Genomic DNA, 13,270 nt, shown 5'->3' with positions numbered 1-13,270 from the left:
TATACTATTTTCCAAAAAATATGAAAAATGCAACAGGAATTATAAACAGGGGAGCTAATTTGCAAGAAATTTAATGGTTTTTAACATTAACCACGGTGCCAGTTAAAACAGGGAATAAATTTTTCTATGCATATGCCTCGATATTCACCAATTCTCCTTCCATCGAAAAATCGGAGGAGCCAGTGATTTTCACATCGGCAAACTGCCCGGTTAAACTTTTGTCGTCCGATGGAAAACGTACGATGAGCTTTCCTTCAGTTAGTGATGTCAGATAACCTTTTTTTCGGTCGGCACCGCGCACCAGCACACGCAACGTTTTGCCTTCGAGTTGCCGGTTGTAAACCCGGTTGTGTTTTCGCAGTTCTTCAGTAAGAATATGCAGCCGGCGTTTTTTCTCCTCCAGCGGCACATCGTCGTCCCAGCGGTGACTGGTGGCTCCCGGTCGCGGAGAGTAAATTGCGGTATAAGACATGTTGAATTTGAACTCCTCCATGGCAAGCCGTGTATTTTCAAACTGCTCTTCCGTCTCGCCTGTGAAACCGACAATGATATCGGTAAACAGCGTTGCTTCCGGAATCAAGCGACGGATGGAATGCACAATTTCCCGGTATTTTTTCATGTTGTGCTTGCGGTTCATTTTTATGAGGACTTTATCGTCGCCACTTTGCATGGGCAGGTGGATTTGTTTGGCCAGCACCGGGTTGCCGGCAATTACTTCAATCACCTCGTCGGTCATGTCACGCGGGTGGGGCGACGTAAAATAAACCCAGAATTCTTTTTTCATGCGGGTTCCGAGTTCCCCAACCTGCCTGAGTAATTCGGGGAAAGTAATTTCTTCGCCTTTTTTATCGAGTCCATACGAATTGACATTCTGACCGAGCAGTGTAATGGATTTGTAACCCTGCGAAATTAGCAGTGCCAATTCTGCCAGGATATCTTTTGATGGCCTTGAAATTTCTCTCCCGCGGGTGTAAGGCACAGCACAAAAAGTACAGAATTTGTCGCAGCCGTTCTGAATGGGAATGAAGGCCTCAAAACCCGATTGGTACGAGGGTTTAACATCCCAAAACTGTTCGATATTTTCATTGTGCGGGTCGATGCCGGTTTTCAGGTGAGTGGAAGTGGTTACCCCGTACCGGCTAATCATTTCAGGAAGTTGGGGCAGGTCCTTCATCTGAAACGTGATATCGAAAAGTTTCAGGAATTTTTCATGGTCGTTGGGCAAAATGCACCCTGAAATAAATGTGATGAGGTTTTTGTGGTTTTTCCACTTGTTCCATTTGTGAATCCGCGAATAAACTTTATCAATAGCTTTTTGCCGCACCGAGCAAGCCAGGATTCCAATCAGACCGGCTTCTTCCTCATTGTCGGTCCAGGTGTAACCGGCTTTGTCAAGTACAGAGATTACCCGTTCGCTGTCCGACAGGTTCATCTGGCATCCCAGTGTTATTAAATGGTATTTCATATCTTCTAAAAATAAACTTCGGTATAAATATTTTGAACTGCCACCCCTTTTTCTATAAGAATATCATAAGCTTCCTGTATCATTTCGCTGTTCCCACATAAGAAACACTGGGTATCGCTGTCCAATTTTTGTGTGGCAAGGTAGTGCGTTACCCTGCCGTGAAAGTCGCCGGTTTTATCGCCCGTGGTGCAAAGTGTAATGTTTTGTTTATTGAAATCGTTGTGTTCATAAGCCTCCTCCCCAAATCTTACGCCGTGAATCAGATGGTAGTCAAGGTCGGAATAAGTTTTCACGAAACTGTGAAACGGACTGATGCCTGTTCCGGTGGCCACAAACAGGAATTTTTGAGAGGGAAACATTGTTGGTTTAAACCGGAAAAAACCAAACGGGCCATCCACTTCCAACTGGTCGCCGGGCTGCATTTTTTTCAGTCGGGGTGTCACTTTCCCCTCGGTTACTTCGCGTACCAGTACTTCCAGAAAATTGTCATTCTCGCCGTTGTAAACCGTGTATTCGCGCTGCTCGATGGTACCCGGGCGGCGTAAAATTACAAATTGCCCGGTATGGAATGGCAATTCTTTACGCTCCATTTGTAACACGAAAGTGGAATCAGTGAGTTGCCTTACTGCTGTTATTTGATGTAACTTCAAATTTTCTGTTTTAGTTTTCTGAAATAAGGAGACAAAAGTACAAAAATATCTTTTATTATTATGAGTGTGGTGTTTTAAACCTTTCATCATGGTGGTTAATTTCTTTGCATTTTTTATCTTTGAAGAGAAATTCTAAATAATAGGAAAGTAATGAAACAATTAACATACAGGCTGCTTTTGAACCCGGAACCGGAAGGGGGATATACTGTAACAGTACCAGCCCTGCCCGGATGTATTACCTGGGGCGAAAATATAGATCATGCCATTGAGATGGCAAAGGAAGCCATTAAAGTGTATATCGAGAGTATGGTGGCCAATAACGAAATGGTGCCCGATGAATCGAAGACTTTAGAATACGCTTTAACCCTTAATGCAGCGGTATGAGTACCACCCCATCCTTAACACCTAAAGAATTGGCAAGGATTCTTTCAAAAAATGGATTCAATTTAGATCGTGTCAAAGGAAGTCATCAGGTTTGGTTAAATAAAAAAGATGGGAAACGTGTAGTTGTTCCGATGCATAAAAAAGATTTGCCAATTGGAACACTTCATGCTATACTCAAACAAGCCGGAATTGATAAAAATGAAATATAATACACATCAATAGGTGGTTAAAATAAAAAGGGAACCGTTTCCGGCCCCTCTCACTATTCACCTATTCATTAAAAATCTATTGTCTTCCGGGATCGTCATCTTCGGTATTCGGACTTTCAACTTCCATCTTCGGGCTTTCTTCTTCCGTTTTCCATCTTATCAAAGTGACTCCCCAAAATCTTCCCTGAATTTAGCCATCAGTTTTTCGGGCCAGTCGCCTTTTGCTTTCAGGCGGCCCATAAAAAACCGCAGCAGCTGTGGTTCTTCTGTCCACTCAAGCCCGCCAACCAGTTCGCGGTTCTCGAAAAGCCATTTCACGCGGTCGATTACAAATTTGGTTTGCGAAAGCGTAAACACGCGGCGCGGGAAAGCCAGACGGAGCAGCTCCACATCAGCCGGAATGTCGTCGCCGTTTTCGTCGCGTACGCTGGAGATGGTTCCCCTTTCCATTCCTCTGATCCCTGAAATAATAAAAAGTGCTGTTGCCAGTGCACCTGCCGGATAATCAGTTTGCGGAACGTGGGGCAAAAATCCCATTGCATCGATGTGGCAACCAAGTGCGCCTGGTGGTGTTATTACCGGAACCCCGGCAGCGTCGAGTTCGTTCACGGCGTAAGCAATAAACGAAGGCGACTGGCTGATTACGGTTTCGTCGCACGTTTCAATGAGCCCAACCGCCATGGCCTCAATTTCGCGAACCGACATGCCACCGTAAGTGAGAAATCCTTCGTAAAGTACCAGTAAATCGCGCATTTTCATGTACAGATCTTTGCTGTTGGTAACAATTCCACCACCCCGTGTAGAACTCACTTTCCGGCTCGAGAAATATACCAAATCAGCATAACTGCACATTTCCAGCAAAATGTCTTTTATTTCGGCATTCTTAAATTCTTCTTCGCGTTGCTTGATGAACCAGGCATTTTCTCCAATCAAACTCGCATCCAACACCATCATGGTTTCGTTTTCATCGCAAATTGCTTTCACATCGCGCATATTTTGCATCGAAAATGGCTGCCCGCCAATGAGGTTGGTCGATGCTTCCATGCGAACAAAGGCCACTTTTTCTTTCCCGTAGGTACTGAAAACATTTTTCAGTTTATCAATGTCGATATTTCCCTTGAATGGTTTATCGCTTTTTATTTGCAGGGCATCGTCGGCATAAATTTCGAGCACTTTCCCACCGTTCAGTTCCATGTGTTCTTTTGTAGTGGTAAAATGGTAGTTCATGGGAATTACTTCGCCTTTTTTAATGAAGGCCTGCGAAACAATATTTTCGGCGGCGCGTCCCTGGTGGGCAGGCAAAACATAGTGCTTTCCAAACACTTCGTGCAATGCCTTTTCCATGCGGTAAAAACTCTGCGAACCGGCATACGCATCGTCGGCCTGCAACATCGACGAAACCTGGTTGTCACTCATGGCGTTGGTGCCCGAGTCGGTAAGCATATCCAGAAAAACATCTTTGGTACTCAGTAAAAAAGTGTTGAACCCGGCCTCTTCCATGGCAGCTTTTCTTTCTTCAATTGGTTTCAGAAAGAGTTTTTGCACAATTCTAACTTTGTGAAGTTCAACTGGAATTGACTCGCCACTGTAAAATCTAATGACGTTGTTTTGATTTGTCATTTTTCTATGGTTTATTGTTTCGAATTTTAAAAAATTCAAAAGTAATTTCTTCGATTTAAAAATCGGTATATTTTCTGCAGATGTTTTACTGTCTGCTCGTATTTATATTCAATCAAAATAATAAAGTGAAACTGATTTTTTAAAAGTTATATAAATCAGGGGCAAGCCGGAACGCAGAAAAAGTAATTTGAAAGTGGGGGTTTTATAAAAAGCGCAGCGTTAAATCCCCAATAGCCGGGAGATGCAGCTTAACAATTCTATCGCTGGTGAATCGGCAAAACACGATTTGCAATTTGCGTACATCCACAAACAATCAATCAAATCGGTGAGCATGTGGAAAAGCAACCCGATTCCTATTATGTTATAAGGTTTTTTGAAAAAAAGCAGGATGGCATACACAACCATAGCGTAGTAAGTATGCAACGGATGGAAATTAATGCTGCACCGGTTGGCTTCAAGAATGGGGGTCGCCAGCAGATGGTCTAAATCAACCAGCATAGTGGCCAGCAAAATGATATAAACTTTTTTCCAATCTTTTCTGAAGAATATAAAGGCAATGAAAAAAGGAAAAACAAGGTGCAGAAAGTAATGAACAAATTGTTGCATCAGTTCAGTTTATATAAAGTTTTTATTGCTTTTTCCGTTCAAATGTAAATTAGCTTCAGAATTTCTTCCAGCCATTTGGCATCAGTTTCATCAAAAGCTGCTTTTTGGTTGCTATCCACGTCCAGCACACCAATTATCTCACCGTTTGCATTTTTCAGCGGAACAACAATTTCCGAATTGGAGCGCGAGTCGCAGGCAATGTGCCCGGGGAATTGATGCACATCTTCCACCACCACCGTTTCTTTTTTATTAAAAGCTGCCCAGCAAACGCCTTTGTTTTTTTCAAGGATTTGGCAAGCCACCGGTCCCTGGTACATAAAAACCGTCATCAGCCCGTTTTCAATCCGGTAAATGCCTGTCCAGAAAAAAGTGCCCATTTTGTGGTGCAAAACCGCAATAATAGTTGCCATGCGGGCAGTAGGACTGTTACTTTTCTGAGCAAGTTCGCTTAGTTGTTTGTATAATCGGGAATATCTGCCTTCTTTTTTGTTTTTGTCCATTTCAATTTACCTGCTGATTTCTATCTGCGAAAGAACAAAAAATGTGTAATTTAGTTGAATAAAATTTGAAAAATATGCAACGCCTTGTTACTAATCCGAATGAAAGAATGTGGGGAATGCTGACCCACCTGCTGGCATTTTCAATTTTTGTGGGAATTCCTTTCGGGAATGTCATTGGGCCACTTGTAATTTATCTCATTAAAAAAGATGAATATGAATTTGTTGCCGAACAGGGGAAAGAAGTCTTAAATTTCCAAATTACCTGGTCCTTCATTTTTATCATTTCAGCCGTAATGATAATTGTTGGTATTGGAATTTTAATGCTGATTGGATTTGGAATTGCCTGGCTGGTTTTGGTGATTTTGGGCAGTGTAGCCGCCAATAACGGGGAAAGCTACAAATATCCGCTGACGATTAAATTTATTAGTAGGGAAGTAGAATAAAGTATGGTAATTCAGCTTTCTCTTCATCCGTTAATTCTTCCAGGCACAGCCGAACGACATCCTGAAGATTTTTATAAAGTTCGTCAATAGTATTGGCCTGAGTGTGCGCCCCCGGCAACCCGGGAACAATCCCTACATACTGTCGAATTTCCTCGTCCCAGATAATTTCTGCTGAAAAGTTGTAAATCATATATTGTACTTTTATTTACAAATATAGCTATTTTAAGCAAGTATGGTATTGCTTAATTACATGGGAAAAGGTTGACCTTCCTCATTATATTCATTATTTTTGCACACCTTAAATAAAAACAGAATAAAAATGGCACAAAAACCTTCTATCCCGAAAGGAACCCGTGATTTTTTACCTTCCGAAATGGTGCGTCGCAATTATATTTTAGATACCATTAAAGATGTTTTCCGGTTGTATGGATTCCAGCCGATTGAAACACCGGCCATGGAAAATCTTTCTACTTTGATGGGTAAATACGGTGAAGAAGGTGATAAACTGCTGTTTAAGATTTTGAATTCAGGAGATTTTGTGTCCAAGGTTTCCGATGATATTTACAACGAAAAAGATTCGGTTAAGCTCACTTCACAGATTTCGGGAAAAGGGTTGCGCTACGATTTAACCGTGCCATTTGCCCGGTTTGTGGTGCAACATCAAAATGAAATTACATTTCCTTTTAAACGTTACCAGATTCAGCCGGTGTGGCGTGCCGATCGCCCGCAAAAAGGCCGTTACCGTGAGTTTTACCAATGTGATGTGGATGTGATTGGAAGCGACAGTTTGCTGAATGAAGCTGAACTAATTCAAATCATCGACGAAGTTTTTAAGCGTCTGAAAATTGAAACCGTTGTCAAAATCAACAACCGGAAAATTCTGGCCGGAATTGCCGAAACCATTGGTGAGAAGGAGCGAATTACGGATATTACAGTCGCCATCGATAAGCTGGAGAAAATCGGGCTGGAAAAAGTGAACGAAGAACTTTCGGCAAAAGGAGTTTCGGATGAGGCCATTCAGAAGTTGCAACCCATTTTGGGGTTGGAAGGCGACACTGCCTCCAAACTCGATCAGCTCGAAGAAGTAATTTCTACTTCCGAAATTGGAATTCAGGGGATTGTGGAGATGAAAACGTTGTTCGGTTACCTTGAAAAGCTGAATCTGGCAACGGATTTTGAACTCGACCTGACGTTGGCCCGCGGACTGAATTATTACACCGGTGCCATCATTGAAGTAAAAGCCAAAGACGTGGAGATGGGCAGTATTTGCGGCGGCGGACGATACGACGATTTAACCGGTATTTTTGGGTTGAAAGATGTTTCAGGAGTTGGTGTTTCATTTGGTGCCGAGCGCATTTACGATGTGCTGACTCAACTCAACCTTTTCCCCAAAGAATCTGCTGAGACCACCAAAGTTCTGTTTGTCAATTTTGGTGAAAAAGAAGAAGCCTATTGTTTGCCCGTGCTTTCCAAATTAAGAGCCAGCGGAATAAATGCGGAAATTTACCCCGACAGTACCAAAATGAAAAAACAGATGAACTACGCCAATAAAAAGGATATTCCTTTTGTTGTACTGGCCGGCGAATCGGAAATGGCAGCTCAAAAATTTACCCTGAAAAACATGGAGCGCGGCGAGCAAACTTTGGTTACGTCTGAAGACCTGATAAAAATCCTTTCATAGGGAAAACGCAAATCCGAAATTGCTTCAAAAATTGAAGCGATGAATATTAAAATATTTCAAATTACCCCCAAAAATCTAACATACAACGATATTCAGAATATTCTCGAAAACAACACACAGTTTGAACTTTCTGAGGAATCAGTAAGACGAATTGAAAAAAGCAAGCGGTATCTCGATAAAAAACTGGAGGAATCAGATAAGCCACTTTATGGTATTAATACCGGCTTTGGGGCACTTTGCGATATTGAAATTTCGAAAGCTGAACTGAGCAAACTGCAGGAAAACCTGATTCTCTCCCATGCCTGCAATGTTGGCCCCGAAGTTCCCGCCGATGTGGTAAAACTGATGCTTTTACTGAAAGCACATGCCCTTGCAAAAGGAAATTCAGCGGTGCAGTTAAAAACGGTTCAGCGAATTATCGATTTATTTAACCACAACATTTTGCCGGTGGTTTGCGAGCAGGGTTCGCTGGGAGCCAGTGGCGATTTAGCTCCGCTGGCCATGCTTTTTCTTCCGCTGCTCGGTATGGGGGAAGTTTATTATGAAGGGAAAAAGACCGAAGCCCAAAAAGTACTCGGCCAACTGGGGTGGCAACCTATTAAACTGGAGGCCAAAGAAGGACTGGCTTTGCTCAACGGCACCCAGTTTATGGTTGCCCACGGGGTTTATACCTTGCTGAAAACCTTCCGGATTGTCGATCAGGCGGATATTATCGGCGCACTTTCGCTCGATGCATTTGACGGGCTGATTGAACCTTTTTCGGAGAATATTCAAAAAATACGGCCGCACAACGGACAGGCGAAAACGGCTGCCAATTTTCGGTATATTTTACAGGACAGTGAAATGCAGGACCGAAAGAAAAAACACATCCAGGATCCCTATTCTTTCCGGTGCATTCCGCAGGTGCACGGTGCGGTGCGCGATGCTGTGAATTATGTGGCGGGAGTATTCGAAACCGAAATGAATTCGGTGACTGACAATCCGACGGTTTTTCCGGATGATGATGAGATTATTTCCGGCGGCAACTTTCATGGCGAACCCCTGGCACTGGCGCTCGATTTTCTGGCCATGGCAATGAGCGAACTTGGAAGCATTTCCGAGCGGCGCACTTACCGGTTGATTTCCGGGGAGCGTGGCCTTCCCGAGTTTTTGGTGGCCAACCCCGGACTGAACAGCGGTTTTATGATTCCGCAATATGCAGCAGCATCCATTGTGAGCCAGAATAAGCAACTTTCCACCCCGGCATCGGTTGATTCCATTCCCTCATCCAACGAGCAGGAAGACCACGTGAGCATGGGTGCCAACGCCGCCACAAAAGGATTGAAAGTGGTGCTGAACACAGAAAAAATTCTGGCCGTGGAATTGTACAATGCCGCCCAGGCAATGGATTTCAGGCGACCCACCAAAACATCCCCCTTCCTCGAAAAATTTCTAAAAGAATACCGGGAAATTGTGGCGTTTGTCACCCACGATGTAGTAATGTACGAAAGGATGAATAAATCGGTGGAGTTTTTGAACCGGACAAAATTCAACAACTTAAACAATTCAAATTAATCAGTCTTTGTCCAGTTTTCAATTTGTATGTTTGCATTAAAAAAACCGGAAGTAAACTTCCGGCTTTTTATGTCGATTTTTGAAACGTTTTTGGCAGAATGGTAAAATACTGAATTGGCAGCCTCAGTTGCTGTACACCTTAAATGGATTCCGTTTCCACAACTTTCGATAACACGTCAGCATAGGGTACCAAAAGGTACTTTTTGCCGTCGAAATCGATTTCAGTTCCTGAGAACTTTTTGTAGAGCACTTCGTCTCCAGGTGCAATTTCTGCATTTTCGATGTTGCTGATGGCAACAACTGTTGCAACTTCTTGCTTTTCTTGTGCAGAATCAGGAATAATAATTCCTGCAGCAGTCTTCTGTTCTGCGGTTTCTTCTTTCAGTTCCAACAGAACATTTTGGTTAATTGGCTGTAATTCTTTCATTTTTTCCATTCTTTAATTTAACGTTTAACACTAATTTGAAGTTAACAAATATTTGTTGATGTTGACTTTAAACATCTTTTTAGTGTCTTCTTTGGTGCGTGCAATTCCTGACATCATTACCGGTTTCCCGTTTTCAGGAATGTATAAAAATGCAGGAATGCTGCTTACCCCAAATACTGAAGCGAGTTCGCGCTCAACTTCCGTGTCGATTTTATAAACGGTAATTTTGTCGGCGTATTCCACTGAAATTTCTTCCAAAATGGGTGAGGCAATTTTACACGGTCCGCACCAGTCGGCATAAAAGTCGATAATTGCCGGTTGGTCGCCTTTAAATTTCCATTCCTGGGGTGAGTTTTCATAATCCCACACTTTTTCCAGGAAAACATCCTTGGTGAGTTTTACAGAACCACCTTCGCTGTCACCCGACTGGGAAACAGTTTGTACCGGAGCTGTTTGCTTTTCCGCTTTTTCGTCGCTGTTGTTATTTGCCTGGCCTGCGCTACAGCTTTGCAACGAAAAAACTGCAATAGCCAGAATGAATCCTAACTTTTTCATAAAATATTGAAATTTAATTTATTCCTAATAATCTGTCAATTCTCGGTTTGTCAAATCCTACAATTATTTCTCCGTTTATATCGGTTTGCGGAACGCCCTGTTGTCCGCTTTTGCGTACCATTTCTTCAGCTGCCTGCTGGTTGGCCGCAACATTTATTTCGCGAAACTGAATCCTGTTTTCCTGCAGATGGCGTTTTATGGTGTTACACCAGGTGCAGGTGGGAGTGGTGTAAACGGTTACATTTTTGCGGGGGGTTTCATCGCCGTTAGTCGAAACAACAAATGCCGCTTTCTCAAAAACAGCATTAAACTGTTCAGGCTGGTGGCACCCTTTTACTGTATTTTTTAGTTTTCCCTTTTCAAAATGCAGCAACGTGGGTACACTTGTAATTTTATATTCAGGATGAATATCCCTCACTTCATTTACATCAGCACTGCAAAGAACATCGTTTTTTCCTTTTTCAAGAACTTTTGCTTCTGCTTTTTCAAAGTTTTCCAGGGCACAATCGCTCTGGGACGACCCGTTTTTATATAACAGCAGCCAAACATTTTCGTTCGACTCAATTTCGTTTTTTAATCCGCTAAAGTTAGATATTGTCTTCATTTTTTCAAAATATATAGTTATTTATATATGTAAAAACATAAATAACAATTGTTGTGCCAAACTGGTTTTCTCTCATTTTGGCAGTTATTCAAAAAAAATAAAATTTTTTGCATTTTCCACGCAACTTTTAAAACTGCTGTTGAATCTTGTAATTGTATTGAAAAAAGAAGTCATTGAAAACAAAAAAATTAAATGTGATGAGGAAGCGAATTTTTGCAATTTTAATTGGACTGACAGTCCTGGTATCAGGATGCCTCGATGATGACGGGTATTCCCTGAATGATATGTATGTAGGATTTGGAATAGTTGAACAGGTGAGCACAGATCCGGTTGATTACAAAATTAACATGGACAACGGAGATGTACTCGTTCCTGTAGCATCCGGTTACTCGCGGCCATGGTATTACCAGGGAACTGACGATCCGGAATCGCGGCTGAAAACGGGCGACAGGATTCTGCTCAACTACACCATACTCGATGATGATACAGATGCTGATGGAAATGTGGAGCAATATCTTGTAAAAGTAAATGCCGTGGATAAAGTTTTGTTAAAAGGAATTCTCGATATTACCGGAGAAAACCAGGACAGCATTGGAAACGATCCGCTTATAGTAAAAGAATGCTGGATGACCGACAGCCTTCTGAATTTTGAAATCAGGTACTGGGGCCGTTACGAAGTGCATTACATTAACCTGGTTAAGCAACGGGGCGAGCTTTTAATCGGAACGGGACAACCTATTGAACTTGAGCTGCGCCATAACGATAATGGCGATCTGGAAGATATTCCTTACACGGCTTATGTCTCTTTCAACCTGGATGCATTGAAAATCAATGGACTCGATTCAGTGCAATTCAGGGTAACCAGTACAGATTACGACGGAGAACTGTTTGAATACAACGGCGTTTTCCGTTACGATGAAAACAATTGAACAAGAAGAATGAGTCCGTAATGCTTAACCTGAATTAATCGGGGATTAAAAAAGGTGTCGGTAACAGGCACCTTTTTTTTATTATAGCCGTCCAACTTTTGTTAAAATGAATTATCTTGTGTTGATAATACCAAATAAAAGTATGGAGCTGACAATTTTACGGGACATTGTTATCATTTTCGCCCTTTCAACTTTTGTGAACCTCTTGTTTACACGGTTGAAAATTCCCACCGTTGTGGGTTACCTGCTTACCGGAATTATTGCGGGGCCTCATCTTTTGGCACTTGTTCATGAACAGCACAATATTGAAATTCTCGCTGAAATTGGTGTCGTATTTCTGTTGTTTACCATAGGGCTGGAGTTTTCGCTGAAACACCTTTTGCGCATCCGAAGAATTGTGTTTTTTGGCAGGGTTAATGATTTCAGAATCGGAATACAGTCATAATGCTTTTGGAAACTTGTTACCGTTTAAAGATACGTTTACAAGTTTCTTTTTTGTTTCCATTGGCATGCTGCTCAACCTGTCGTTTGTAACCGACAATATTTTACTGGTAGCCGGAAGTGTTTTGCTCGTTATTTTTCTGAAATCAATAATTGCGTCAATCACGGGTTTTGTGCTGGGGCACACTTTTCGGGGAATTGTTCTTATTGGGCTTGCACTCAGTCAGGTAGGTGAGTTCTCTTTTATTCTGGCCAAAGTGGGTTTTAGCTACAATATTCTTTCAGAATTTTCTTACCAGTTGTTTTTGGCGGTTACAGTTATAACAATGGCAATAACACCTTTTTTATGGGGGTTTCGCTGCCTGTGGCCAATATGTTTTTAAAAATGCCACTCCCCGGATTTTTGGTTAACGGGTTGTTTCCACTAAAAGAGGTTGATATTCCCGATTTTAAAAATCATTTGGTAATTATCGGCAAAGATCCCAGTGCGCTGAAACTTTCCATAATGGCAAAACATTACAATATTAAACATGTTTCGGTGGTTTTCGACCCCACTGTGGCAAAAGAGAAAATGAATGCCGGCGATAATGTGGTTTACGGCGATGCGGTGAATGAACCTGTTTTGCTGAAAGCGCATGTTGACAAAGCCGAAGAGGTAGTGATTTCTATTGCTGATATTATTCCTTCAATGGCCATTATTGAAAAAGTAAAAAAGTTGAACAGTAATGCTTTTGTTATTGTCCGCGCCAGTCACATTGAAAATGTACAACAACTTTATGAGCTTGGTGCCGACCATGTTTTTCCCGAAAAATTTGAGATTGCCATCGACTTTTTCAACCGCGTGTTGATGAAGAAACTTTACCCGCAGAAAGAGATAAACCGGATGCTGGCTCACATACGAAATATGAACCTGGGGGCATTCAGCGAAAAAGATATGGTGAAGCGGACTTCCATTCTCGATGAACTACCCAATGTAAATATTTCAGCAATTAAAGTAGAAGAGGGTTCTGTTGCGGAAGGGAAAACACTGGGCGAAAGTGATTTGAGAAAGAAAACAGGCGTTACATTGCTGGCAGTTAAAAGAGGCGCAGAAGTTATTGAACACCCAACGCTGAAAACCAGGTTTTTGAAAGATGATGTTATTTATGTGCTGGGAAACCCTGAGCAGGCGAACCTGGCTGGGGAATTGTTTTCATCCTGAT

At 42.1% G+C, this 13,270-nt stretch carries 18 protein-coding genes; 9 read left to right on the top strand and 9 right to left on the bottom strand.

Features of this window, described 5'->3' with window-relative positions; all coding sequences use genetic code 11:
- Positions 1-124: 124 nt before the first annotated feature.
- Positions 125-1,465, bottom strand: a complete 1,341-nt coding sequence (gene miaB / locus ACTCNA_RS00200; RefSeq protein ID WP_462945872.1) for a tRNA (N6-isopentenyl adenosine(37)-C2)-methylthiotransferase MiaB — start codon at positions 1,463-1,465, stop codon at positions 125-127.
- A gap of 5 nt (positions 1,466-1,470) precedes the next feature.
- Positions 1,471-2,115 carry a ferredoxin--NADP reductase gene (locus ACTCNA_RS00195; RefSeq protein WP_462945871.1) on the bottom strand — a complete coding sequence of 215 codons (645 nt, stop codon included), beginning with the start codon at positions 2,113-2,115 and terminating at the stop codon, positions 1,471-1,473.
- Positions 2,116-2,265: 150 nt separating this feature from the next.
- On the opposite strand from ACTCNA_RS00195, the gene ACTCNA_RS00190 reads away from it, so the two are divergent.
- On the top strand, positions 2,266-2,499 hold the full coding sequence (locus ACTCNA_RS00190; protein WP_462945870.1) for a type II toxin-antitoxin system HicB family antitoxin: 234 nt from the start codon (positions 2,266-2,268) through the stop codon (positions 2,497-2,499).
- A complete protein-coding gene (locus ACTCNA_RS00185) occupies positions 2,496-2,708 on the top strand; it encodes a type II toxin-antitoxin system HicA family toxin (RefSeq protein ID WP_462945869.1) in 213 nt (70 codons plus the stop codon). The genes ACTCNA_RS00190 and ACTCNA_RS00185 overlap by 4 nt, the downstream gene beginning before the upstream one ends.
- 159 nt (positions 2,709-2,867) lie before the next feature.
- Here ACTCNA_RS00185 and ACTCNA_RS00180 read toward each other — a convergent pair whose 3' ends face one another.
- The 3 genes from ACTCNA_RS00180 to ACTCNA_RS00170 all read right to left on the bottom strand — a co-directional run bounded on the left by ACTCNA_RS00180 (position 2,868) and on the right by ACTCNA_RS00170 (position 5,434).
- Complete coding sequence (locus ACTCNA_RS00180) at positions 2,868-4,328, bottom strand: tryptophanase (protein ID WP_462945868.1); 1,461 nt, start codon at positions 4,326-4,328, stop codon at positions 2,868-2,870.
- A 219-nt stretch (positions 4,329-4,547) separates the two neighbouring features.
- Positions 4,548-4,934: a DUF6122 family protein gene (locus tag ACTCNA_RS00175; RefSeq protein WP_462945867.1), complete on the bottom strand. Its 387-nt coding sequence runs from the start codon at positions 4,932-4,934 to the stop codon at positions 4,548-4,550.
- A gap of 38 nt (positions 4,935-4,972) precedes the next feature.
- Positions 4,973-5,434 carry a GAF domain-containing protein gene (locus ACTCNA_RS00170; protein ID WP_462945865.1) on the bottom strand — a complete coding sequence of 154 codons (462 nt, stop codon included), beginning with the start codon at positions 5,432-5,434 and terminating at the stop codon, positions 4,973-4,975.
- Positions 5,435-5,508: 74 nt separating this feature from the next.
- Here ACTCNA_RS00170 and ACTCNA_RS00165 point away from each other — a divergent pair, with 74 nt between their 5' ends.
- Positions 5,509-5,877, top strand: a complete 369-nt coding sequence (locus ACTCNA_RS00165) for a DUF4870 domain-containing protein (protein ID WP_462945864.1) — start codon at positions 5,509-5,511, stop codon at positions 5,875-5,877.
- Here ACTCNA_RS00165 and ACTCNA_RS00160 read toward each other — a convergent pair.
- On the bottom strand, positions 5,858-6,067 hold the full coding sequence (locus tag ACTCNA_RS00160; protein WP_462945862.1) for a type II toxin-antitoxin system HicB family antitoxin: 210 nt from the start codon (positions 6,065-6,067) through the stop codon (positions 5,858-5,860). The two genes, ACTCNA_RS00165 and ACTCNA_RS00160, sit on opposite strands and share 20 nt — an antisense overlap.
- 129 nt (positions 6,068-6,196) lie before the next feature.
- Between ACTCNA_RS00160 and hisS the strand changes: the two genes are divergently transcribed.
- A complete protein-coding gene (hisS, locus tag ACTCNA_RS00155) occupies positions 6,197-7,558 on the top strand; it encodes a histidine--tRNA ligase (RefSeq protein ID WP_462945861.1) in 1,362 nt (453 codons plus the stop codon).
- Between the two features lie 39 nt (positions 7,559-7,597).
- The gene (gene hutH, locus ACTCNA_RS00150) at positions 7,598-9,112 is read left to right on the top strand and encodes a histidine ammonia-lyase (RefSeq protein ID WP_462945860.1); all 1,515 of its coding nucleotides are present in this window, start codon (positions 7,598-7,600) and stop codon (positions 9,110-9,112) included.
- Positions 9,113-9,251: 139 nt separating this feature from the next.
- Here hutH and ACTCNA_RS00145 read toward each other — a convergent pair whose 3' ends face one another.
- Genes ACTCNA_RS00145 through ACTCNA_RS00135 form a run of 3 tightly spaced genes read right to left on the bottom strand, consistent with a single transcriptional unit; the run spans position 9,252 to position 10,698 of the window.
- Entirely contained in the window at positions 9,252-9,539 is a 288-nt protein-coding gene (locus ACTCNA_RS00145) for a GroES family chaperonin (RefSeq protein WP_462945859.1), read from the bottom strand.
- Positions 9,540-9,569: 30 nt separating this feature from the next.
- A complete protein-coding gene (locus ACTCNA_RS00140; RefSeq protein ID WP_462945858.1) occupies positions 9,570-10,094 on the bottom strand; it encodes a thioredoxin family protein in 525 nt (174 codons plus the stop codon).
- Between the two features lie 13 nt (positions 10,095-10,107).
- Positions 10,108-10,698, bottom strand: a complete 591-nt coding sequence (locus tag ACTCNA_RS00135) for a thioredoxin family protein (RefSeq protein ID WP_462945857.1) — start codon at positions 10,696-10,698, stop codon at positions 10,108-10,110.
- A 197-nt stretch (positions 10,699-10,895) separates the two neighbouring features.
- Here ACTCNA_RS00135 and ACTCNA_RS00130 point away from each other — a divergent pair, with 197 nt between their 5' ends.
- The 4 genes from ACTCNA_RS00130 (at position 10,896) to ACTCNA_RS00115 (ending at position 13,269) form a co-directional block, all read left to right on the top strand.
- Positions 10,896-11,627, top strand: a complete 732-nt coding sequence (locus tag ACTCNA_RS00130) for a NigD1/NigD2 family lipoprotein (RefSeq protein WP_462945856.1) — start codon at positions 10,896-10,898, stop codon at positions 11,625-11,627.
- A gap of 142 nt (positions 11,628-11,769) precedes the next feature.
- A complete protein-coding gene (locus tag ACTCNA_RS00125; protein ID WP_462945855.1) occupies positions 11,770-12,072 on the top strand; it encodes a cation:proton antiporter domain-containing protein in 303 nt (100 codons plus the stop codon).
- The gene (locus tag ACTCNA_RS00120) at positions 12,032-12,451 is read left to right on the top strand and encodes a cation:proton antiporter domain-containing protein (RefSeq protein ID WP_462945854.1); all 420 of its coding nucleotides are present in this window, start codon (positions 12,032-12,034) and stop codon (positions 12,449-12,451) included. Before ACTCNA_RS00125 ends, ACTCNA_RS00120 begins: the two co-directional genes overlap by 41 nt.
- Positions 12,415-13,269 (top strand): NAD-binding protein, encoded by an 855-nt coding sequence (locus tag ACTCNA_RS00115; RefSeq protein ID WP_462945853.1) that lies wholly within the window; start codon positions 12,415-12,417, stop codon positions 13,267-13,269. The genes ACTCNA_RS00120 and ACTCNA_RS00115 overlap by 37 nt, the downstream gene beginning before the upstream one ends.
- Position 13,270: the final 1 nt, after the last annotated feature.

The sequence above is a fragment of the Tangfeifania sp. genome (assembly GCF_055108615.1).
The sequence above is the reverse complement of the archived record's forward strand: the minus strand, read 5'-3'. Positions and strand labels throughout refer to the sequence as shown.